20 protein-coding genes and 1 tRNA gene are annotated in these 21,182 nt (G+C 71.2%); 7 read left to right on the forward strand and 14 right to left on the reverse strand.

The genetic code is table 11. The features are described 5' to 3' along the window. Nucleotides 1–13: 13 nt before the first annotated feature. Entirely contained in the window at nucleotides 14–907 is an 894-nt protein-coding gene (locus tag N3K63_RS12945; RefSeq protein ID WP_261580604.1) for a LysR family transcriptional regulator, read from the forward strand. A 399-nt stretch (nucleotides 908–1,306) separates the two neighbouring features. On the opposite strand, the gene N3K63_RS12950 is transcribed toward N3K63_RS12945, so the two are convergent. Both N3K63_RS12950 and N3K63_RS12955 read right to left on the reverse strand, forming a co-directional pair. After that, the gene (locus N3K63_RS12950) at nucleotides 1,307–1,996 is read right to left on the reverse strand and encodes an anaerobic ribonucleoside-triphosphate reductase activating protein (protein WP_261580605.1); all 690 of its coding nucleotides are present in this window, start codon (nucleotides 1,994–1,996) and stop codon (nucleotides 1,307–1,309) included. A 16-nt stretch (nucleotides 1,997–2,012) separates the two neighbouring features. Further along, a complete protein-coding gene (locus tag N3K63_RS12955; RefSeq protein ID WP_261580606.1) occupies nucleotides 2,013–3,818 on the reverse strand; it encodes a ribonucleoside triphosphate reductase in 1,806 nt (601 codons plus the stop codon). A 665-nt stretch (nucleotides 3,819–4,483) separates the two neighbouring features. On the opposite strand from N3K63_RS12955, the gene N3K63_RS12960 reads away from it, so the two are divergent. Both N3K63_RS12960 and N3K63_RS12965 read left to right on the forward strand, forming a co-directional pair. Continuing rightward, on the forward strand, nucleotides 4,484–5,380 hold the full coding sequence (locus N3K63_RS12960; protein ID WP_261580607.1) for an NUDIX domain-containing protein: 897 nt from the start codon (nucleotides 4,484–4,486) through the stop codon (nucleotides 5,378–5,380). After that, entirely contained in the window at nucleotides 5,359–5,802 is a 444-nt protein-coding gene (locus N3K63_RS12965) for a ribosomal maturation YjgA family protein (protein WP_261580608.1), read from the forward strand. The genes N3K63_RS12960 and N3K63_RS12965 overlap by 22 nt, the downstream gene beginning before the upstream one ends. A gap of 288 nt (nucleotides 5,803–6,090) precedes the next feature. On the opposite strand, the gene N3K63_RS12970 is transcribed toward N3K63_RS12965, so the two are convergent. The 4 genes from N3K63_RS12970 to N3K63_RS12985 form a co-directional block, all read right to left on the reverse strand. Next, entirely contained in the window at nucleotides 6,091–6,447 is a 357-nt protein-coding gene (locus N3K63_RS12970) for an RNA-binding S4 domain-containing protein (RefSeq protein ID WP_261580609.1), read from the reverse strand. A gap of 8 nt (nucleotides 6,448–6,455) precedes the next feature. Continuing rightward, nucleotides 6,456–7,154 (reverse strand): lysoplasmalogenase, encoded by a 699-nt coding sequence (locus N3K63_RS12975; protein ID WP_261580610.1) that lies wholly within the window; start codon nucleotides 7,152–7,154, stop codon nucleotides 6,456–6,458. Between the two features lie 61 nt (nucleotides 7,155–7,215). Next, entirely contained in the window at nucleotides 7,216–7,719 is a 504-nt protein-coding gene (locus N3K63_RS12980; protein ID WP_261580611.1) for a macro domain-containing protein, read from the reverse strand. A gap of 1 nt (nucleotide 7,720) precedes the next feature. After that, nucleotides 7,721–8,299, reverse strand: coding sequence for a GNAT family N-acetyltransferase (locus N3K63_RS12985; RefSeq protein WP_261580612.1), 579 nt, complete (start codon nucleotides 8,297–8,299; stop codon nucleotides 7,721–7,723). Nucleotides 8,300–8,426: 127 nt separating this feature from the next. Between N3K63_RS12985 and N3K63_RS12990 the strand changes: the two genes are divergently transcribed. Continuing rightward, nucleotides 8,427–8,500 (forward strand) — tRNA-Pro (locus N3K63_RS12990). A gap of 128 nt (nucleotides 8,501–8,628) precedes the next feature. Here the strand turns inward: N3K63_RS12990 and N3K63_RS12995 are convergent. Beyond that, entirely contained in the window at nucleotides 8,629–9,483 is an 855-nt protein-coding gene (locus N3K63_RS12995; RefSeq protein WP_261580613.1) for a fumarylacetoacetate hydrolase family protein, read from the reverse strand. Nucleotides 9,484–9,497: 14 nt separating this feature from the next. Continuing rightward, entirely contained in the window at nucleotides 9,498–10,472 is a 975-nt protein-coding gene (locus N3K63_RS13000; protein ID WP_261580614.1) for a C-terminal binding protein, read from the reverse strand. 77 nt (nucleotides 10,473–10,549) lie between these two features. Here N3K63_RS13000 and N3K63_RS13005 point away from each other — a divergent pair, with 77 nt between their 5' ends. Both N3K63_RS13005 and N3K63_RS13010 read left to right on the forward strand, forming a co-directional pair. Then, on the forward strand, nucleotides 10,550–11,299 hold the full coding sequence (locus N3K63_RS13005) for an SDR family NAD(P)-dependent oxidoreductase (protein ID WP_261580615.1): 750 nt from the start codon (nucleotides 10,550–10,552) through the stop codon (nucleotides 11,297–11,299). Then, entirely contained in the window at nucleotides 11,292–11,642 is a 351-nt protein-coding gene (locus N3K63_RS13010) for a nuclear transport factor 2 family protein (RefSeq protein WP_261580617.1), read from the forward strand. Before N3K63_RS13005 ends, N3K63_RS13010 begins: the two co-directional genes overlap by 8 nt. Before the next feature lie 9 nt (nucleotides 11,643–11,651). Here the strand turns inward: N3K63_RS13010 and N3K63_RS13015 are convergent, their stop codons facing one another. From N3K63_RS13015 to N3K63_RS13035, 5 genes are read right to left on the reverse strand one after another with little or no spacing between them, the layout of a single operon-like run. After that, entirely contained in the window at nucleotides 11,652–12,446 is a 795-nt protein-coding gene (locus N3K63_RS13015; protein WP_261580618.1) for an SDR family NAD(P)-dependent oxidoreductase, read from the reverse strand. Between the two features lies 1 nt (nucleotide 12,447). Further along, complete coding sequence (locus tag N3K63_RS13020) at nucleotides 12,448–13,524, reverse strand: enolase C-terminal domain-like protein (RefSeq protein WP_261580619.1); 1,077 nt, start codon at nucleotides 13,522–13,524, stop codon at nucleotides 12,448–12,450. Then, nucleotides 13,521–14,291 (reverse strand): SDR family NAD(P)-dependent oxidoreductase, encoded by a 771-nt coding sequence (locus tag N3K63_RS13025; protein ID WP_261580620.1) that lies wholly within the window; start codon nucleotides 14,289–14,291, stop codon nucleotides 13,521–13,523. The genes N3K63_RS13020 and N3K63_RS13025 overlap by 4 nt, the downstream gene beginning before the upstream one ends. A 39-nt stretch (nucleotides 14,292–14,330) precedes the next feature. Then, a complete protein-coding gene (locus tag N3K63_RS13030) occupies nucleotides 14,331–15,725 on the reverse strand; it encodes a hypothetical protein (protein WP_261580621.1) in 1,395 nt (464 codons plus the stop codon). A 34-nt stretch (nucleotides 15,726–15,759) separates the two neighbouring features. Further along, complete coding sequence (locus N3K63_RS13035) at nucleotides 15,760–17,943, reverse strand: peptidase C14 (protein WP_261580622.1); 2,184 nt, start codon at nucleotides 17,941–17,943, stop codon at nucleotides 15,760–15,762. A 201-nt stretch (nucleotides 17,944–18,144) separates the two neighbouring features. Between N3K63_RS13035 and N3K63_RS13040 the strand changes: the two genes are divergently transcribed. Further along, nucleotides 18,145–18,807 carry a GntR family transcriptional regulator gene (locus N3K63_RS13040; RefSeq protein ID WP_261580623.1) on the forward strand — a complete coding sequence of 221 codons (663 nt, stop codon included), beginning with the start codon at nucleotides 18,145–18,147 and terminating at the stop codon, nucleotides 18,805–18,807. 118 nt (nucleotides 18,808–18,925) lie between these two features. Here N3K63_RS13040 and N3K63_RS13045 read toward each other — a convergent pair whose 3' ends face one another. Then, nucleotides 18,926–21,091, reverse strand: coding sequence for a peptidase C14 (locus N3K63_RS13045; protein WP_261580624.1), 2,166 nt, complete (start codon nucleotides 21,089–21,091; stop codon nucleotides 18,926–18,928). Nucleotides 21,092–21,182: the final 91 nt, after the last annotated feature.

Here is a 21,182-nt window from a genome sequence, read left to right on the forward strand (position 1 = left end):
GGATGATGGAGGAATGGATATCCGTCACCTCTCGGTCTTCGCCGCCGTCGCGCAGGAGCTGAGCTTCACCCGAGCCGCCGAGCGCCTCATGCTGGCGCAGTCGGCCGTGTCGACGACGGTGCGCGAGCTGGAGGGCGAGCTCGGTGTGGTGCTGTTCGACCGCTCGCACCGGCAGATCCGGCTGACCGGGGCCGGCGAGGCGCTCGTGCCGCGCGCGGCCGAGATCATCGACCGGCTGCGCGAGGTGCGCGAGGTGGTCTCCCCGCCCGACCAGCCGCTGCGCGGCACCGTGACGATGGGCCTCATGACCGCCGTCAGCCTCATCGACGTGCCCGCACTCCTCGGCCGGTTCCACCGCGCCAACCCCGGGGTGACGGTGCGGCTGCGCGCCGCGCGGCTGGGCACCGCCGGGCTCATCACCCAGCTCGAGCACGGCGAGATCGACGTCGCGCTGCTGTCGATCGTCGACGAGATGCCGGCGTCGCTGTCGGGCGAGGTCATCGCCGCGTCGCCGTTCGTGCTCGTCGTACCCGACGACCATGCGCTCGCCGGACGCGAGCGGGTGGCGCTGTCGGAGCTGGCGGGCGAGCGGTTCGTCGACGTGCCGCGCGGGTACGGCTCGCGGAGCATCATCGACGACGCGTTCGCCCGCGTGGGCCTCGAGCGCCGCGTGCTCATCGAGGTCGCCGAGATCGGCACCGCCGCCGCCTACGTGCCCCACTGCCTCGGCATCGCCCTCGTGCCGCGCTTCGCCGCCCGCGCCGCCGCGGGGGTGCGCGTGGTCGAGCTCGTCGACGAGGTCACCCCGTTCCGGGTGTCGTTCGCCTACGCGCGCCGCCGCTCGCCCCTGCCGGCCACCGCCGCGCTCATCGAGCTCATGCGCCGCGAGGCCGCCCCCGCCGCGTGAGCGGTGCCGGGCGGGGCGGCGGGGCGGGGCGCCGGGTGGGGCGGATGCCGAGTGTCCAAGACACGCGGCATCCGCGCGGCGGCAGCGGCGTGTCTTGGACACTCGGCGGAGGGTGCGGGTCGCCACCCGGGTGCGGGTCGCTACCGGGCGCAGGTCGCAACCGGGTGCGGGCGCGACCGCGCCGGCGCGACGGGCGCGGCGGGACGCCGGGTAGGGCGGATGCCGAGTGTCCGAGACACGCGGCATCTGCGCGGCGGCAGCGGCGTGTCTTGGACACTCGGCGGAGAGCGCGGGTCGCCACCCGGGTGCGGGTCGCTACCGGGCGCAGGTCGTAACCGGGTGCGGGCGCGACCGCGCCGGCGCAACGGGGTGCGGGCGCGACGGGCGGCGCGACCGTGCTCAGCGGATGCTGAAGCTGGCGAACAGCTCGGCGGGCAGGTCGTCCAGGCGGAGCGCCGAGCCGTCGGCATCCACGCGGGGAAGCGGCGAACGCGTGCCGGTGTCGCGGAAGCGCTGCACCGCCCAGCTCTCCACCCCGGCCTCGGCCAGACGGCATCCGAGCTCGCGCAGACCCGCGTCGTCGATCGCCGCCGGGTGCACGGTCGTGCGCACCTCGTAGTCGAGCGGACGCTTCGTGCCCGCCCGCAGCAGGCTGTGCGCGAGCACGAGCTCCAACGACCGCCACGCGTTGTCGCCGCTGCGGGCGCGTCCGGTGACGCCGGTGTACTCCTGGCGGGTCGCCTTGATGTCCAGCCCCACCCAGTCGACGAACGGCAGCGCCTTGGCGAGCAGGCTCGGGTAGGGGCCGGCCGTGTGCAGGCCGACCTCGAACCCGAGCGCGCGCGCCATCTTCATCGCGGGGATGAGGCCGCGCTGCATCGTCGGCTCGCCGCCGGAGAACACGACGGCATCCAGCAGTCCGATCCGGTCGCACAGCAGGTCGGTGACGTCGGCCCAGCTGAGCACGCCCGCGGCACGCGGATCGATGAGCGCGGGGTTGTGGCAGTAGAAGCAGTCCCACGGGCAGCCCTGCAGGAACACCGTGGCCGCCATCATGCCCGGCCAGTCGACCGTCGAGAACGCCGTCACCCCGGCGATCCTCAGCTCACGAGGCTCGTGCTCCACTTTCCACCTCCGTCGGTGCGAGGAAGTACTGACGTTCCTCAGCCTCGCCCTTCTTGCCGATGTTGAACGAGGCCACGGGCCGGAAGTAACCCATCACGCGGGTCCACACCTCGCACGCCGCCTCGCACGTGGGGCAGAGGTCGTGGTGGCCCGACACGTACCCGTGCTGCGGGCAGATCGAGAAGGTCGGGGTGACCGTGATGTAGGGCAGCCGGTAGCGCTCCAGCGAGCGTCGCACCAGTTCGCGGCAGGCGCGCGAGCTGGTCATCGCCTCGCCGAGGTACAGGTGCAGCACGGTGCCGCCGGTGTACTTCTGCTGCAGCGGCTCCTGCAGCTCCATCGCCAGGAACGGGTCGGCGGTGTAGCCCACGGGCAGCTGCGACGAGTTCGTGTAGTACGGGTTCTGCGACGTGCCGGCGTGCAGGATGCCTTCGAAGCGGGCGATGTCCTCCTTGGCGAACCGGTAGGTCGTGCCCTCGGCGGGCGTCGCCTCCAGGTTGTACATGCGGCCCGTCTCCTCTTGGAACTGCACGATGCGCTCGCGCACCCGGTCGAGCAGGCGCACCGCGGCGGCGGCGCCCTCCTCATCGGTGATGTCGAGGGTGTCGCGGGAGAGGTTGCGCACGTACTCGTTGATGCCGTTGACGCCGATGGTGGAGAAGTGGTTGTCCATCGTGCCGAGGTAGCGCTGCGTGTAGGGGAACAGGCCCGCGAACAGGTGCTTGGTGATGACCTCGCGCTTGGCCTCGAGCGAGTCCTTCGCGATGAGCAGCAGCTCGTCGAGGTGCTCGAGGGCCGCCAGCTCGTCGCCGGAGTGCACGAAGCCCAGCCGCGCGCAGTTGATGGTGACGACGCCGATCGAACCCGTTTGCTCCGCCGAGCCGAACAGCCCGTTGCCGCGCTTGAGCAGCTCGGTGAGGTCGAGCTGCAGGCGGCAGCACATCGAGCGGATCATGTGCGGGTCGAGGTCGGAGTTCACGAAGTTCTGGAAGTACGGCAGCCCGTACTTCGCGGTCATCGCGAACAGCTCCTCGACGTTCTCGCCCTCCCAGTCGAAGTCCTTGGTGATGTTGTAGGTGGGGATCGGGAAGGTGAACGCGCGGCCGTCGGCATCCCCGGCGGTCATCACCTCGATGAACGCGCGGTTGATGATCGCCATCTCGGGAGCGAGGTCGCCGTAGGTGAACGGCTGCACCTCGTAGGCGACGAGCGGATGCTGGTCGGCGAGGTCGTCGGGGCACACCCAATCGAAGGTGAGGTTGGTGAAGGGGGTCTGGGTGCCCCAGCGGCTGGGCACGTTGAGGTTGAAGATGAACTCCTGCATCGCCTGCAGCACCTGGTCGTAGCTCAGCCCGTCGCGGCGCACGTAGGGGGCGAGGTAGGTGTCGAACGAGCTGAACGCCTGCGCGCCGGCCCACTCGTTCTGCAGGGTCCCGAGGAAGTTCACGAGCTGGCCGAGGGCGCTGGAGAAGTGCTTCGGGGGAGTGGAGGAGATCTTGCCGGGCACGCCGTTGAAGCCCTGTTCGAGCACCATCCGCAGCGACCAGCCGGCGCAGTAGCCGGCGAACACGTCGAGGTCGTGGATGTGCAGGTCGCCCTCGCGGTGGGCCTTGCCGGCCTCGGGGGCGTAGACCTCGTCGAGCCAGTAGTTGGCGATGAGCTTGCCGGCCGCGTTGAGGATCATCCCTCCCAGCGAGTAGCCCTGGTTGGCGTTGGCGTTGACGCGCCAGTCGGCGCGGGCAAGGTATTCGTCGATCGTTTCGGCGACGCTGACACTACGGCTCATGAGGAGTCCTCTCGCTCTGTGCGGGGTAGCAGGCGGCCGGATGCCGCCAGGTGGATCACCACAATATGTGGGGCTCCGGCGCGTTGCGAAGCCCATATATGGCGTGTCGCGAAAGTGGTCAGGCCACTTGTGGGGTTTGTGGGTGGGGAGGGGCCGCGGTTCGTGCGACGTACGGGGTGGCCGCGTCCCGCGAGCGGCGGGTGTTGCTGCGTGGGTGCGCTGTTCGTGTGACGTGGCCCAGGGGCGCGTCCCGCAGACGGTGGGTGTGGCAGCCGGGGCTCGCAGTTCGCGGGACGCGGTGGGTGGTTATGTCCCGCGGAGTGCGGGTGCGGCGGCCCAGACCCTTCGTTTGTGGGACGTGGTGGGTGGCTATGTCCCGCGGAGTGCGGGTGCGGCGGGGCGGGGTCGCCGTTCGAGGGACGTGCCTTGTCGGCGCGTCCCACGGATGCGGGGTGCGGCTGCGCCGACTCGCCGATGGTGGGACATGTGTTCTCCGCGTGTCTCGCAAATCGCGGATGCCGTCGCCTCACCCTGCCGTTTGCGGAAGCGACCCCGGGCGAGGGCCGCGACCCGTGGGGCGTGCCCGCCAGCCCACCCACGGCGGTGGGGGCGTCACCGGACGACACGGCGGCGCCCCGCGGGCGCGCGTGTGACAGGCTGGGGGCGTGACGATCGAGCCGCCCGCACCCGGCGAGCCGCGTCGCCCTCACGGGCCACGCGACCCCGGTGACGCGTGGGTGGTCGCCGATGACGGCACGCGCTACTGGGGCCGTTTCGGCGCCGCGGGACTGCTCGCGCTCGATCCGGACACGGGGGTGCTGCTGCAGCATCGGGTCTCGTGGTCCCATCACGGTGACACGTGGGCGCTCCCGGGCGGCGCGCGTCATGAAGGCGAGTCGGCGTGCGACGGCGCGCTGCGCGAATCGGCGGAGGAGGCCGGCGTCCCGCGGGATGCCGTGCGGCCGCGGTTCATCAGTGTGCACGACGCCGAGGTCTGGACCTACGCGACCGTGGTCGCCGATGTCGTGCGCCCGTTCGAGCCCGTCATCAGCGATCCCGAGAGCCGGGAGCTCGCGTGGGTCCCCGCCGATGACGTCGATACCTTCCCGCTCCATCCCGGATTCGCCGCCTCGTGGCCGCGGTTGCGCGGACTCCTGGGCACCCGCCCTGCGCTCCTGATCGACGCTGCCAACGTCGTCGGCTCGGTGCCCGACGGGTGGTGGAAAGACCGCGCCGGAGCGGCGGAACGGCTGCTGGGCCGTCTCGCGGCGCTCGCAGAGCATGGCATCCCGGCATCCGCTCTCGACCTGCCCGAGCACACCTGGTTCCCTGAGATCCACATCGTGCTGGAGGGTCAGGCCCGATCGGCGCCCGACGTCGACGGCCTCGAGATCGTGCGCGCAGAGGGTCAGGGTGACGACACGATCGTTGCCGAAGCCGCCCGACTGCAATCAGCGGGCCGCACCGTCCGCGTCATCACGAGCGACCGCGGCCTCGCCGACAGGGTGCGCGACCTCGGCGGCGTCGTGAGCCCGGTGTCGTGGCTGAACGACCGGTGGTAACCGCCGCACCGCCACGCCTCGGCACTGCGCGGCGGCGACTGATCGCGGCCGGGCTGCTGGTCGTGACGATCGCCGCGGGGCTCGGGATCACACGGTTGCCGGACAGCGCGGCATCCGACATCGCCGGCGATGCGCTGTACACGGTCGCGGCGTACCTGTTCGTCGTCGTGCTGGCTCCGCGCTGGTCGCCGGTCGTCGTCGGAGCGGTCGCCGGCGGATGGTCCGTTGCCGTGGAACTCCTCCAGCTCACGGGGCTCCCGCAGCAGTGGGGTGCAGCATTCGCGCCCGCCAGACTCGTGTTCGGCACTGTCTTCGACGCTCGCGACCTCGGCATCTACCTCACCGCCGCGGCTTTTTGCGCCCTTGTCGACGCGGGCCTTCGGCGGCTCCGCTCGCAAAACTCCTCCATTCCGACGCGCTGACGCCTCCGAAAGCGCACTGCGGAACCGATCGCGCCCGAACTGGAGGAGTTCGGCTGCCCGCTCCCGCACCCCGGCCGGCCGGCCGCGCCGCCCCCCCCGCCGAGTCGCGCCGACCGCACCCGCAGCACCCGGGGCAGCACCCGCGGCGCGCCCATCGACTCCGCACGCGCCGGCGGTCGCACGCGAAACTCCTCCATTCCAGGCCGCTGCGGACGCCGAAAGCCCGCCACGGCGTCGTTCACGCGCGGAATGGAGGAGTTTCGGTGCGGGCCGGGTGCAGCAGGTCGGTCAGTCGCGTCCGCGGAAGTGGTCGATGTCGCGGCGCTCCCGCTTGGTGGGACGGCCGGCGCCGCGGTCGCGGACGGCGACCTTCGGGGCCGGGTCGCGCGGCGGGGTGCGCTCCTCGTAGGCGAGGGCGGCCAGCGGCGCGCCCACGCGCTTCACGAGCAGCTGGCGCACCCCGACGATGCGGTCGAACCCGTCGATGCGCACGCGCAGCTCGTCGCCGATGCGCACCGGCTGCGCCGCCTTGGCCTTCTCTCCGTTCACGCGCACGTGACCCGCGCGGCACGCGCTGGTGGCTGCCGAGCGGGTCTTGTACGCACGGATCGCCCAGAGCCACGCATCCACACGCACCGCATCCATACGGTCCATCATCTCGCGCGGCGGACGACACCCCACGCGAGCAGGCCCTGGCCGGCCGCATACGTCGCCATGATCCACGGGCCCGCCATCGTCTCCGACACCCCGGGCAGGAACAGACGCAGGGCCAGAAGCGTGTCGGATGCCAGGAAGAGCGCGCCCCCGATCGCGGTCACCGTTCCGCCGCGCGTCGACATCGCGGCGGTTCCCGCGAGCACGAGCCCGTAGACGGCGACAGGGATCAGGAGCGCACCCAGATGCACGTGCAGCACGTGCAGCACGAGCAGCATCGCGACCCACCACGCCCCGTACACCACCGCCCAGGCCGGCACCCGGCGCGCACCGGGCAGCCGTGCGAACAGCAGGATGTATGCGAGGTGAGCGAGTCCGAAGCACAGCAGCATCAGCGGCAGTTCGGGCGGCGAGACCGGGAGCGACACGAAGGGGAAGAAGAGCGCGGCGCCGTCGCCGAGCCACGACAGGGCGATCGCGGCGATCAGCCACGTGTCGACAGCGCGCCAGGGCCGCCCGCCGTGCGCGAGCAGCACCGCCCCGGCGAGGGCGGGCATGAGCAGGAGCTTGGTGGGGTAGACCAGCGGCTCGGCTCCGAGCGTGATCGCGCCCACGTGCACGAGGGCGAGTGCGGCGAACACCACGAACCCCCACGAGGTCGTGCGGGTGCGGGTGGTCGGTGCGGCGTCGTTGCTCACAGGGCTCCGTCGGGGTGCGGGTGGCGTCGGGTGGCCACCGCGCCCAGCGTAGGGCAGTGGCTCAGAGCCGCGCGATCCGCTCGGCCACGAGATCGAAGGTCGCCTCGTCGAAGGCCACGATCCGCGCGTCGGTGACGGCCGTGTCGGCGGCGGCGATGGTGGCGACCGCCGCGTCGACGGCGTCGGGCTTCGGCCATCCGTAGATGCCGGCGCTGATGAGCGGGAAAGCGATCGATCGCGCGCCGAGCCGGTCGGCGACCTCGAGCGCGCGGCGGTAGCACGACACCAACAGGGCGCGATCGCGCTCGCCGGCGGCGTGGTTGGGCCCGACGACGTGGATCACCCAGCGAGCGGGGAGTGCTCCAGCCGTCGTCCATCCGGCGTCGCCGGTGGCCAGCCCCTGCGGAAACCGCGCGATGCAGTCGTCGAGGATCGCCGGCCCGCCCATCCGGTGGATGGCGCCGTCGACGCCGCCCCCGCCGCGCATGGCTCGGTTGGCGGCGTTGACGACGGCATCCACTCGTTGCGCGGTGATGTCGCCCCGCACGGCGGTGGGCGCGGGCACGTCAGGCCACCGCCAGCGACACGATGGGTCGGGTGGGGGTGGGGCGCGCCACCTCGCGGAATCCGGCACCGAGGAACGTCGTCAGCGCCCCGTGGAACAGCTCGTTGGAGGTGGCGCGCTTGGCTGCGGTGTCGACCGGATACCCCTCGATGATGCGCGCGCCATGATCGCGCGCGTGTGCCACGGCCGCGTCGAGCAGTGCGCCCCCGAGGCCCTGTCGCCGGTGCTCCTTCCGCACGACGAAGCAGCTCACCGCCCACACCGAGGCGTCGTCGAGCGGCTCGGGAGAGGCGTGCACGCTGCGGGTGCGCTCCAGCCGGGGCTGTGCGGGCCGCGGGGCGACCTTGACCCACCCGGCGGGCTCACCGTCGACGTAGGCGATGAGGGCGGATGCCGGCTCGGCGGCGAGGTCGCCGCGCAGCCTGGCGCGCTTGTCGTCATCCGTCGCCGCCGCGAAGTCCTTGTGGGGGAGCATCCACCATTGGCACCAGCACGTCGCGCCGTCGCCCCCGCCGGTGAGCGCGTGCGCGGCGTCGTCGAAACGATCGGCGGAGGCGGGGCGGATCTCGATCTCAGCCATGACGCGACGCTACGCCGCACCGCCGACATCCGTCACCCCACTCTCACGGGCCTCGCCGCACGCATGGTTCGCGGGTGCCTGTCAGACCGGGTAGGATAGGGGAGTTGTCCGCGCGTCGGACGATTTCCGGGATGTGGCGCAGCTTGGTAGCGCACTTGACTGGGGGTCAAGGGGTCGCAGGTTCAAATCCTGTCATCCCGACGGAAACGAAAGGCTGTTGGCGATACTGATCGCACAACGGTCGACACAACGAGAAGGGCACGGGCTTCGAGCCGGTGCCCTTCTCGTTTTCCGTCGTGCCGCGGCCGCGCAGGCCCGCACGGGGGAGCTCAGCTCAGTCGCACCCGCTCGGTGCGCTGCTGCTGGCGTCCGAGCCCCTCGATCTCGAGCATCATCCGGTCGCCGGGCTGCAGGTAGGGGAATCGTCCCGACAGCGCGACGCCCTGCGGTGTGCCGGTGTTGATGACATCGCCCGGCTCCACGACCATGTACTGGCTCAGCTCGTAGACGAGCTGCAGCACGGGGAAGATCATGTCGGCTGTCGAGGAGTCCTGTCGCGGCTCCCCGTTCACGAACGACCGCAGACGCAGCGTCTGCGGGTCGACCTCGTCGGCGGGGACGAGTGCGGGGCCGAGCGGGTTGAACGTCTCGGAGCACTTGCCTTTCGACCACTGCCCGCCCGACACCTCGAGCTGGTTCGCGCGCTCGGAGACATCGTTCGAGATCGTGTAGCCGGCGATGACGTCGCGTGCGGCGTCGGGCGAGGGGAGATACCTCGCGGTCGCGCCGATCACGATCGCGAGCTCGACCTCCCAGTCGACCTTCTCGGCGTCGGGCGGCAGCAGGACGACGTCATCGGGGCCGACGACGGTGTTCGGATGCTTGAAGAAGATGACCGGATGCGTCGGCGGCGCGGCCCCCGACTCGGCGGCGTGGGCTGCGTAGTTCTGCCCGATGCAGATCACCGCGCCGGGACGGCTGACCGGTGCGCCGATGCGCAGGCCGTCGATATCGGCGGCCTTCAGGTCGCCGCGCGCGAGAGCGTCGCGCGCGCGGGCGATGCCGCCCGATGCGAGGAAGGCCCCGTCGATGTCCGCGGTCACAGGCGCCAGGTCGTAGACGACGCCGTCGTCGCGGACGTAGGGGCGCTCGAGGCCGAGCGGGCCCAGTCGCAGCAGTTCCATGTCTTCCTTCCCCGTCAGCGCGCGTCGGCGAAGGCCGGGTTGATGATCGGCGCTGACTCGCCGGCGAGGTGGCGGATGATGTTCTCCGCCGCGTGCACGGGGAGATCCGCCAGCGCCTCGGGGGAGTACCAGGCTGCGTGCGGAGTGAGCAGGACCTGGTCGAGGCCGCGCAGCGGTGAGTCGCCGGCGAGCGGCTCGCCGGCGAACACGTCGAGTGCGGCGCCGCCGAGGCGACCACCGCGCAGCGAGTCCGCGAGCGCATCCTCGTCGATGAGCGGACCGCGGCATGTGTTCACGATGACGGCGCCCTGCTTCATCGTCGCGAGCGCGTCGGCATCGATGAGGTGTCGGGTGGTGTCGGTCAGCGGCACATGCAGCGTGAGGATGTCGGCCCAGGCGACGGCGTCGGGGATCTCGACCAGGTCGCATCCGGCCTCGCGCACGGCGGCAGCCGAGGCGTAGGGGTCGGCGACGAGCACTCGGAAGCCGAGCGCGCGGCATCCGCGTGCGACGATCGAGCCGATACGGCCGAAGCCGAGCACCGAGACCGTGGTGGTCGAGGGGCGAACGGCGAGCGGATGCGCATCGACGGCCCTCCAGGTGCCGGCGCGCACGGCGCGATCGTAGGCGGCGAGGCCGCGGGCCTCGGCCATGATCATCGCGATCGTGTGCGCGGCGACCTCTTCTATGCAGTAGCTCGGGGTGTTGGCCACCGCGATGCCGCGGGCCGTCGCCGCCTCGACGTCCACCATGTCGTAGCCGATGCCGACCCGGCTGATGATGCGGAGGTTCGGCATCCGATCCATGACCTCGCCGGTGATCTGCGCCCACTGCACGACCAGGCCCTCGGCGCTCGGGCCGGCAGCGGCGATGTCGTCGAGGCTGCCGGAAGCGGCGCGCTCGGCGCGCAGGCCCGCCCGACGCAGGGTGTCTTCGATGACGGTTCCCGGGAGGTCGCAGTCGCTGACGAGGATGAGAGGCGCGGTCATGGAGGCGATGCTATAGCATCTAGCAAATCTCCGCAGCGCAGCGCAATGAGTGCCCGATTCGCTATAGCATCGGACCTATGACTGTGCGCCGAGCGTTGATCACGGGGGCCAGTTCCGGTATCGGAACCGCCGCCGCCCTCGAACTCGCCCGCGAGGGCGCCGCCCTCTGGATCACGTACGCCGGCCGCGAGGCCGAAGCGATCCGCGTCGCCGCGGAATGCCGCGCGGCGGGGTCACCCGAGGTGCGGGTCTCGCGCCTCGACCTGCGCGAGCGGGCATCGATCGACGCGGTGATCGGCGAGATCACCGACGCGTGGGGATCACTGCACGTGCTCGTCAACAACGGCGGCGTGTGCCCGTACACGCCCTATGCCGACATCGAGTTCGACGAGTGGGACATGGTGCTGGAGACCAACGCCCGGGGCACCTTCTTCCTCACCCGCGGTGCTCTTCCCCTGCTGCGGGCTGCCGAGGGCGATCGCTCGGTGATCAACATCGCCTCGATCGCGGGTCAGGTCGGAGCGCTGCAGACCGGGATCCACTATGCGGCGAGCAAGGGCGCGATCCTCGCGATCACGCGCAGTTTCGCGCGTCACCTCGCCGGCGAGGGCATCCGCGTCAATGCCGTCACTCCCGGCCCGGTCGCGAGCGCGATCACCGACCAGCTGCAGGGGGCGGGGCGGGAGAAGCTCGAAGCCGGTATTCCGCTCGGCGCATTCGGGCAGCCGGCGGACGTCGCCTGGATCATCGCATCGCTCGCGTCGGAGCGTGCCCGGTTCATCACCGGCGCCACCTACGACGTCAACGGAGGAGTTCGCATTGACTGACCGCACCGCGCCCGACCGTTCTGCGCTCGACACCGTTCAGGCGCAGCTCGACGCCTTCAACGCGCACGACCTGGATGCCTTCGTCGCCACCTACGCGCCGGATGCGGTGATCACGGGCGTCGCTGCGGAGCCCGTCGTCGGCTCGGCGGCGATCCGCGCGTTCTACGAGCCGCGGCTGCAGAACCCCGAGTTGTCGTGCGTGATCGAGACCACCGTGCTCTTCGGTACGCGGTGGGTCGTGGCGCAGGAACAGGTGATCAACGCGGGCACCGCCACAGAGACCATCGCGACGTTCGACGTGGTGGGCGGCGTGATCTCGCGCGCCTCGATGCTCAAGGCCTGAGCCTCCCGTCTACCCCTGCGCGAAGCGCGCCCGCACGGCCGGATCGATGGCGATGTCGCCGAAGGATGCCGTCCAGGCGCCGTCGACGGCGATCGACTGGCCCGACAGGTAGGGGGCCTGGTCGGAGAGCAGGAACGCGGTCACCGCGGCCACTTCCTCGGCGCGCGCGATACGGCCCATCGGCGGGCCCTCCGCGAGCGCCCGTTCCGCCGCTGCAGGGTCTGTCGCACGGGCGATCTGGGCCTCCAGATGCGGAGTGCGCACGCCGCCGGGAGCGACGGTGTTCGCGCGGATGCCGAGCGCCCCATACGACACGGCCACGCTGCGTGTGAGGGCGTCGATGCCGCCCTTGGTGAACTCGTAGGCGGCATGGTCGGTGAAGCTCGAGCGTCCGTGGATCGAGCCGACATTCACGATCGCGCCGGGCACGCCCTGGTCGAGGAAGGCGGAGACGGCGGTCGAGCAGCCCCAGATGTATCCGAAGCCGTTGATGCCGAGGACCTCGCGCACGGTGTCTTCATCGAGGTCGTGAAGGGGGGTGCGCTTGGTGATGCCGGCGTTGTTGACCCAGCCGGCGAGAGGCGCCCGGGCGCGGGCGGCACCGGCCGCCCGTCGGTGCGTCGCGCGATCAGCCGCGTCGCCGAGCACGACCTCGGCCACGATGCCCTCGTCGACCGTGCCGGACCCCGGCGAGCGCTCCAGCCCGACCACGATCCAGCCGTCGGCGCTGAGGCGCTCGGCGATGGCGCGACCGATGCCCTTGCCGCTGCCCGTCACGACGACACTGCGTGCGGAGTCTGTCATCTCAGTTCCTCTCGAATCGGAAGACGGCGGGGTCCAGCGCGAAGCCGAGGCCCACGGCATCCGCCGGCCGCACCGGGCCGTCGAAGGCCGGACCGCCGAGGATGAACGAGGGCGCCGGGTCGTAGGGGTTGCCGCCGCGCGCGAACGTCTCCACCCCGATGCCCAGGTGCGCGGTGACCTCGGGGTACACGTGCCCGGAGACCGGTACCCCGCGCGAGGCCGCCCACGCGATCATCTCCCGCGCAGGGGTCACCCCGCCGATCGCGACGACGTCGAGCCGCAGGACGTCGACGCCGCCGACCTCGACCAGCGCCCGCAACACGGCTGGATCGGTGACCTCATCGCCGACCGAGACCGGCAGCCCCGACTGTCGGCGGATGCGCGCGACGCCGTCGGCGTCTTCGGGGAGCAGGGGGTCTTCCAGCCATGCGAGCTGCGGGTCGCCCCACTGCGCGATCTCTGCCAGCGCCGTGTCGGCGTCGGGCCAGCCGAAGCCGACGTCGACCACCAGCCCGGTGGCGGCGGGCAGCTCGGCGTTCACCATCGCGATCAGGTCGCGCATGTATGCCGGATCCGGGGTGCGGGAGATCTTCACGTGCGTCCAGCCGTCGGCCTGGGCGAGAACCTCGTCGGCTACCTCGCGCGGGGACCGCTCCGGCGACGGATACGCGGCGACCAGCATCGCCTCGCGCGGAGCGTCGCCGGTGCCGAGCAGCTTCCACAGCGGCACACCCGCCCGCCGTGCTGCGATGTCCCACAAGGCGATGTCGACCAGGCCGATCGCCCGTCGCACGAGGCCCACGCGGCCGACGATGGCGCTGCCTCGCAGCATCCGCATCCATGCCGCCGCGGGGTCACCGGCATCGGCGCCGATCGCGTGCGCGGCCACGAGACGGTCGACGATCTCGGCCATCGGCGCCTCCCGTGAGAGGCAGTAGGCCACGCCGGTCGTGCCGTCGTCGGCGGTCGCCCGCACCGCGCTGTACTCGCGGCGCGTCACGGTCATCGCGCCCAGGTGCAGCGGCGCGGGAAGGGGGAGCACGGCCGTGGCCGTGTCGATGCGCGCGATCGTCGTCATTCGGGCTTCTTCGCCAGCGGCACGCCGTAGTCGGCCAGGAAGCCGCCGTCGACGTACAGGGTCTGGCCGTTCATGTACCGGGACTGGTCGGAGACGAGGAAGCTGACCGCGGCGGCGATCTCGCTCGCCTCGGCCAGGCGCTTCGCGGGGATGCGCGACAGGATCGTGTCGAGGCTGAGGGTGCCCGCCTCCACGCCCTGGCGGAAGACGCCGGTGTCGACGTATCCGGGTGCGACCGCGTTGACCCGCACCCCCCGGGCGGCCCACTCGGCGCCCGCTGTCGAGGTCAGGCCGATCACCGCGGCCTTGGTCGTGGCGTACGGCGCGCGCCCTGCCGAGCCGCGCGACGAGATCGACGAGATGTTGACGATGCGGCCGTCGCCGCGCGCCAGCATCCGCTTCCCTGCCGCCTGCAGTGCCGAGAACACCCCGTGCAGGTTGACGTCGACCACGGCGGACCATTCGTCCCAGCTGAGGTCTTCGATGCCGCGGTGCCGCTGGATGCCGGCGTTGTTCACGAGCACCTCGATCGGCCCGAGCTCGGCTTCGATCTCCGCGAACACGCGGTCGACGCCGTGGTGGTCGGTCACGTCGAGCTCCCGCCACACGATGCCGGCCGGGTTGTCGGCGGCGGTGAGTCCGGGAACGCGGTCGGCGGCGACGACCCGGTAGCCGTCGGCGGCGAGGCGCTGGCCGATCTCCCAGCCGATTCCGGCCGATCCTCCGGTGACGACGGCGACGGAGCCGACAGATGCGGGGGTGGTCATTGCTCTCCTCTTGTCGTGAGCACGATGTGCTGCAGCGGTTCAGTTGTGGTCGAGGAGTGCGGCGATCACGGTGATCGCATGGTCCTCGACGAGGTCGAGTGCGCCGGGGGCGAGAGGGGTCTGCCAGGCCTGATACGCCCCGCGCGCGTAGGCGTCGCGGGTCGGCAGATACACGAAGCCCGGGCCGTTCGTGAGGTTCATCACCACGATCGGCGTCTTCGGGAAATGCGCCCGCAGGGTCTTCTGCAGCCGCGAGTACGCTTCCCCCGGATGCCCCACGATCACGGCATCCCCGAGGCGCCAGGCCCACACCGGATGCGGCACGGTCGGACCGTCGATGTAGCCCTCACGCAGATTGCGGGCGCGCGCGAGGCGCTCCTCGCGCGAGCGCGGGTCGATGTCCTTCCACTGCTCGGCGAGCTCGTCGAGCGTGGGCAGATCGCGCAGCGGCAGCTCGACGCTCGTCACCGAACCGGCCGCTCCCTCCCCGCCGCCCGCGGCCCGTCCGGTCCACATCGCGAGCGGGGCTCCCGACTCCACGACACCGTCGAGCGTCAGCTCCTCGCCGGGAGCGGGCAGGGCGTGCAGCGCCGCGAGCACCGCGTGGCCGAGCGAGCGTCCGTGCCGGTCGGCGACCGCGACGTCTCCCGTGTACTGCTCGCGCGGCGCCAGCTCGCCCGATGCTCCCTGCACGAACAGGCAGGGGGCACCCGTGGCGGACTCGACGGTCTCGCGCATGGCGCCGACGTAGTCGGGCGACACCTCGCGGTTCTGCCAGGCGAGCGTCGTCGGGTGGCACGCGTAGTTCACGAGGGTGCCCCGCACTTCGCCGTCGACGCTGAGACGCCCGATCATCACGGTGTCGTCCGCCTCGCCCCCGGGGTTGAATCCCACCAGCGGGCGGCCGTCGACATCGAGCTCCCGATCTGCGGCGAGGGGGCAGCGCCCGGTGACCCACTCGATGAGTCCGGGGACCGCCGCGTCGAGGGCCTCGCGTGCGGCCGCGATGCCCGCGGCCGCGAGCGCCTCGAGGTATCCGGCAATCAGCTCACCGCCGGGGAGGTGCGCGTCGGCGGCGCAGAGCACAGCACCGGCGTGGGTGTGCGAGAGCGAGAGCATCAGCTGGTCGGGTTCGAGTCCGAGACCGGACAGGATCGCCCCGCGCACGCGCTGCTCATCCGCGACCCGACGCCACCACGTGCCGTCCACCGCGAGCAGCACGCGCGGCCGCTCGTCGTCCGCGATCACCCCGAGCGCGGTGAGTTCGAACGGGCGGTGGGCACCCTCGGAGCGCTCCCACTCGGCGGGTCCCCAGTTCTTGGCCCGGATGCCGGTGGGCGGGGTGATGTCACGGCGGGCCACGCCGATGCGCGCGCGCGTGCGGGGGAGGGGGATGCGGTCGCCGAGGTGCGTGGCAGATGCCGTGTGGTTCACGAGGGTCCTCCGGGTTCGTCAGGGTGATCGCCGGTCATGCGCTCTTCAGCACGTCGGCGATGAGCACTCGTGCGCCGGCTTCGGGAAGGTCGGTGGCGACCCCGCGCTCGACGCAGTCGCTGTACAGCAGCGTGGACGGCTCGGAGAAGCCCGCTGCCACCCGCACGCGCCCTCCGACGAATTGCGCGCCGGTGATGCGGGCATGGTTGACGCCCGCGCCGATGTCGAGGTGCGACGCTCCGTTGGCCACGGTGGAGGTCAGGCCCGTCAGCCGCCAGGTGACGGTTCCGGCGCCCGCAGCGCGCGACAGCAGGGCGCCCTCGTCACGCTCCGTGCTGAGTTCGACCCCCTCGATCGCGATGACCTGGTCGCGCACCGCGGTCGCGGTGAGCAGCACCTCACGCACGGTGCCGCCCCGGATCGTCACCCTCGACGCGCCGAGTTCGGCGGGGGAGCCGGATGCCGGGCCGCTCAGGCGGCAGTCGATGAACTCGATGTCTCCGGCGCCGCGAGCCTTCATCCCGTCGATCCCCGTGATCGTGCAGCGCACGAAGCTGACCGGGGCGGTGACCGGCGTCTGGATGAGCACCTGGTCTTCGGGCAGCGCGAAGGTGCAGTCCTCGATCGTCGTCGGCCGCGACGATCGGGCCGACCGCTGCCCGATGGCCAGCAGCCCGGCGGTGCAGCCGCGCACCTGGGCGCCGTCGGCGTTGATCGTCATGGTCGCCTGGGGGTCGAAGGTCGATCGCCCGATCACGCGGACGTTCTCGAGCGTCAGGTCGGTGATCTTCGTGCCCGCGACGAACCACGAGCAGACGTGGTCGCGCACGGTGATGCGCTTGGCGGAGGTGCCCCATTGCGCGCCGGAGTTGGCGATGTCCATCAGTCCCGAGCACCCGATGAAGGTGAGGTCGTGCTCGTACTGACCGTGGGTGGTGAAGGGGTTCCCGCCCTCGTCGTCGCCGTCGCCGTGGCAGTTCTCGACGATGCAGTACGCGCTCGCGGTGAGGTCGTTGAGGTGCCGCGCGTTCGACGACGTGCAGTCGCTCACCCGTCCATAGAGGCAGGCGATCTGCTGGGTCAGGTAGCCGGCGCCCCCGTAGAACACCGTGGGAGGGTTCTCGACCGAGCAGCGTTCGGTCGAGAAGTGGGTGTTCCACCGCCGCATCACGACCGGCCACCAGGTGCGACGGGCATGGACGTCGGCGACATGACAGCGGATGGCGTATTCGAAGGCGATCGGATGCGACCCGGTGCGCTCACGGGGGTCGGGGAAGGAGCCGTCCGTGGGGCCGTCGAACGGCCCGGCTCCGAGGAACTGCATGTTCGAGATGCGCACGTTCGCGACCGGATCCACCTGACGCCAGATGAGTGTGCGGCCCTTCTCCAGCGGCCAGCCGTTGAGGTAGTCGATCCGGATGCGGTGCGCATCGATCTGCTGCGTCACCTCGACGAACCGCTGGATCTCTCGCTCGTCTGCTCCGCCACCGGCGACGGGATCGCACTGCACCGCCCACCATGAGCCGACGGGGAAGACCGTCGCGTCGGGCACGGCGACCGCATCCGTCAGTTCCGGCCAGGCCTGCGTCAGGCTGTGCTCGACGACGACATCTCGGGGCGTCCCGGTGAAGAACATCACCGCGCCGAACGGGTTGTCGTGGGTGTTCGCCTCGATTCCGTCCGTCGTGATGACATGGCCGCCGAAATCGATGTCGAGATGGGAGCGGGTGAAGCGGTGTCGCCGCTGGAAGAGCAGATCCGTGTGTGCTTCGATCCGCTCCACGCGCGGATCGTTCACCATCGCGGCGAGTGCGTCGTCGGCGGCCACCTCGGGCCCGGTGATGCCGAAGGCGCGGAAGTCGACGGTGCCGTCGTGCTGCAGCAGCCACCTCGTGTCGCGTTGTCCGGCGATCACCGTGCCGCCGTTGGCTTCGAGGTCGGCGGCGCGGCGCCCCACGTACACGAGGAGACCGGCGTCGCCCGGCGTGCGGTACCCCGCGACGATCACCGTCTCGCCGTCACGTGCGCGAAGCCGTGCCAGGTCGGCGACGCAGTCCGCGCGGAGGATGTCTTTCGCGCCCACTGCGGGCGGGGCGGCGTGCGCGGGCGCCGTGCCGGCGAGAGAGCCGGCGGCACCGAGGGCGACCGCGCCGAGGCCGGTCATGAGGGCGCGTCGACCGGTGGAGCGCACCGTCTCCTCGGCATCCGTGCGGGGCATCACCGCACCTCCGGGGCGGGGGCGGCGCGGCTGATGGTGGGACCGGTCATGACAACTCCTTCGTCATCTGCGGATGGCTTTGCTATAGCATCTAGCAAAATCTGCGCGGCGTCCATTCCGTGCGCAGATGCCATAGCATCGAGCGGACGGATGCGCGCCCGCTCGACGAGACGCAACCGCGGATCGAGAAGGGCACCCGGAATGCGCAGCGTCTCGGATCGGAACATCGCCGAACAGGTCGCAGACGAGCTGCGCGCGGCCATCCACTCCGGAGAGCTCGCGCCCGGCGAGCGCCTCGTCGAGCGCAAGCTCGCCGACCGGCTCGGCGTCAGCCACATCCCGGTGCGCGAAGCCCTGACGCGTCTCGCACAGGAGCGCCTCATCACCCGCGAGCCGCGCCGCGGCGCACGGGTGGCGGAGTTGAGCGCGCAGGACCTCGAAGAGATCTCGAGCCTGCGGATCGCGCTCGAGCAGCTGATGGCGATCCGCGTGCAGGAGCGGTGGAACGAGGAGTCCGCTGCCCGCCTCGGCGCCGTCATCCAGGCGATGTCGGATGCGGCGCCCGGTGACATCGACGAGGTGCTGCGCCAGGACCGGCTGTTCCACGAGACGCTCGCCGACCTCGCCGAGCACCGCTTCCTCGATGAGCTGAGCGGGCAGCTGCGCGGACGCATCAGCGGATTCCTGCACGCCGCCAACGCCGCCCTCGATCGTGCCGAGCAGGAAGAGCACGTGCGCAGCCACCAGCGCATCGTCGATGCCATCGCAAGCGGCGACCCCGCGCAGGCGCAGGCGGCGATCGCCGAGCACGTCACCCGGGCGGTCGAGCGCATCACGCCTTCGGCTGAGTCACCCGCGCTCTGAGCGACGAGCCCAGCGCATCCGCGTCGAGCGCCGGCACCGCGCGGGTGTCGGGGGCGCGCGGATGCCGGACCGGAACAGGCGTCCCGGCCCGACAGGCCGACGTTCTCGCGGAGCAGGATCAGACCGCCAGGTTCGCGATGTCGACGACCCGGTCGCCCGCGGCGGGGAAGGCCGTGCGGGTGACGCCCGATTCGACGTTGCCGGTGTGCAGCAGCGTGGACGACGCGCCGAACGCGGCATCCGCCAGCTCCAGCGCGCCGCCCTCGAACCTGTTGCCGACCGCGCGGTAGTGGGTCGCGCCCGTGGTGACCGAGATGTGGGTCGCCGATCCCTCCGCGCGGAAGGTGCTGTCGGACACCGTGAGGTGCAGCTCGCCGTCGCCGGTGCGGGAGATGCCGGTGCCACCCGTGAGCGCGATGTCCGAACCCGAGAACTCCACCGTCTGGCGCTCACCGCGTGCCGCGGCGATGCGGGCGTTGCGCAACGTGGACCCCTCGAATCGCAGGCGCTCCGACGACGACGCGATGGGTGCCGCGTCGGCGGCGGCGGTGAGCGTCGAGCCGCGGAAGGTGACCGCTCCGGCACCGGTGATCTTCATCCCGCCCACCCCGTCGAGCACGGTGTCGACGAACGTGACGGGAGTCTTCACCGTGGCATTGGTGAGCTCTCCCGGTGCGACGAACGTGAAGTGCGAGTCGGTGATCACCGTCGGCCGGGCGGAGTTGTCGGACGCCTGCGAGATCACGAGGGTGTCGGACGCCGTGCATCCGCGCAGCTGCGCGCCGTCCGCGTTGATCCACAGCATCCCCGACCCCGCCAGCGACGGCTTGCCGATCACCTGCACATCTTCGAGGGTGAGGTCGGTGATGCGCACGCGGGCGACGAACCACGAGCACACGTGCTTGCGCACCGTTATGCGCTTGGCCGCCGATCCCCATGCCGCTCCCGAGTTCGCGAAGGTCATGAGTCCCGAGTTGCCGGTGTAGGTGAGGTCGTGCTCGTACTGACCGTGGGTGACGAACGGGCCCTGGTCGTCGCCGTCGCCGTGGCAGTTCTCGACCAGGCAGTAGGCGCTCGCGGTGAAGTCGTTGAGGTGCCGGGAGTTGGCCGTATGGCAGTTGGCGACGTAGCCGTACAGGCAGTAGATCTGCTGCGTCAGGTAGCCGGCTCCGCCCCAGGTGACCGAGGTCGGGTTCTTGAGCGTGCAGCTCACGGTCGAGTAGTACGTGTTCCAGCGGCGCTGGATGAGCGGCCAGAACGTGCCGGTGCCGTCGATGTGGTCCACATCGCAGCGAACGGCGTACTCGAAGGCCAGCGGGTGCGAGCCGGTGTACTCGTCGGTGCCGGTGCCGAGGAACTTCAGGTTCGAGACCGTCACATCCTGCACCGGAACCACCCGGCGCCAGGTCATCGTGCGGTCGGCGCCGAGCGGCCAGCCGTTCTTGTAGTTGATGCGGATGTGTGTGCCGTCCACGATCTGCGTGACCTGCACGAGCCGCTGCAGCTCGCGCTCCCAACGACCCGACAACGCGTTCACCTCGGCCGCGTACCAGTCGCCGACCGTGAAGAACGACGAGTCGGCGACCGGGAAGATGTCGCCGAGGTCGGGCACGACCTCGCCGAGCTTGGCTTCGTGCACGGCATCGGTCACCTCGCCGCGGAAGAACATCACCGCCGCGAACGGGTCGTCCTTGCCGGCGTTCTCGATGCCCGCCGTCGTCATCAGGTGCCCGCCGAAGTCGAAAGCCAGGTTCGAGCGGGAGAACCGGTGACGGCGCACGAAGTTGAGGGGGCTGTGCCCCTCGATGCGGTGGATGCTCGCATCGTTCACCATGGCCTCGAGCGCGTCGTCGGCGTTCACGCTCGCGTCCATGATCCCGAACTTCCGGAAGTCCACGGTCCCGTCGTGCACGAGCACCCAGGCCCCGCCCTTGGGTGCTGCGAGCACGGTGCCGCCGTTTGCCGCCGGTGCGTCCTTCTTCACGAAGCGGTACAGCCCGCCGCCGCCGTCGCCGGGTGCGGCGTAACCGGTCGAACGGGCGAGGTCGCCGTCCTTGCCCTTGCGTGTCACCAGCTCGCTCGCCGTGCCGCCGTTCGCCACCGACGACGAGCCGGGGCCGCCCTCCGCGGCGACGGGTCCCGCCGCCTCTGCGGGGGTCTGGGTGCTCACGGCGGCCACGCCGCCGATCGCCGCCGCACCGAAGCCGGCGAGCAGCATGCGTCTGCTGCGCAGGGCGGCGGTCTGAGTCGGCTCCTGCGCAGCCATGGTCGTCTTCTGGGTCATGCTCATCCTCCTTGCGACGACATCGCCGCGGTCAGGGGTCCGGTCCTTCGTCCGGCCCGCATCATCCGATCGATCCCCAGTCCTGTCTCCG

Source organism: Microbacterium festucae, from assembly GCF_025421715.1.
In the GTDB taxonomy this organism is placed as follows: Bacteria; Actinomycetota; Actinomycetes; order Actinomycetales; family Microbacteriaceae; genus Microbacterium; species Microbacterium festucae.

Excerpts from the sequence above, each read along its gene's own strand:
- N3K63_RS12945 (WP_261580604.1), top strand. The coding sequence starts at position 14 with ATGGATATCCGTCACCTCTCGGTCTTCGCCGCCGTCGCGCAGGAGCTG.
- N3K63_RS12955 (WP_261580606.1), bottom strand. The coding sequence starts at position 3,818 with ATGAGCCGTAGTGTCAGCGTCGCCGAAACGATCGACGAATACCTTGCC.
- N3K63_RS12970 (WP_261580609.1), bottom strand. The coding sequence starts at position 6,447 with ATGGATGCGGTGCGTGTGGATGCGTGGCTCTGGGCGATCCGTGCGTAC.
- N3K63_RS12985 (WP_261580612.1), bottom strand. The coding sequence starts at position 8,299 with ATGGCTGAGATCGAGATCCGCCCCGCCTCCGCCGATCGTTTCGACGAC.
- N3K63_RS12995 (WP_261580613.1), bottom strand. The coding sequence starts at position 9,483 with ATGGAACTGCTGCGACTGGGCCCGCTCGGCCTCGAGCGCCCCTACGTC.
- N3K63_RS13000 (WP_261580614.1), bottom strand. The coding sequence starts at position 10,472 with ATGACCGCGCCTCTCATCCTCGTCAGCGACTGCGACCTCCCGGGAACC.
- N3K63_RS13005 (WP_261580615.1), top strand. The coding sequence starts at position 10,550 with ATGACTGTGCGCCGAGCGTTGATCACGGGGGCCAGTTCCGGTATCGGA.
- N3K63_RS13015 (WP_261580618.1), bottom strand. The coding sequence starts at position 12,446 with ATGACAGACTCCGCACGCAGTGTCGTCGTGACGGGCAGCGGCAAGGGC.
- N3K63_RS13020 (WP_261580619.1), bottom strand. The coding sequence starts at position 13,524 with ATGACGACGATCGCGCGCATCGACACGGCCACGGCCGTGCTCCCCCTT.
- N3K63_RS13025 (WP_261580620.1), bottom strand. The coding sequence starts at position 14,291 with ATGACCACCCCCGCATCTGTCGGCTCCGTCGCCGTCGTCACCGGAGGA.
- N3K63_RS13035 (WP_261580622.1), bottom strand. The coding sequence starts at position 17,943 with ATGCCCCGCACGGATGCCGAGGAGACGGTGCGCTCCACCGGTCGACGC.
- N3K63_RS13040 (WP_261580623.1), top strand. The coding sequence starts at position 18,145 with ATGCGCAGCGTCTCGGATCGGAACATCGCCGAACAGGTCGCAGACGAG.
- N3K63_RS13045 (WP_261580624.1), bottom strand. The coding sequence starts at position 21,091 with ATGACCCAGAAGACGACCATGGCTGCGCAGGAGCCGACTCAGACCGCC.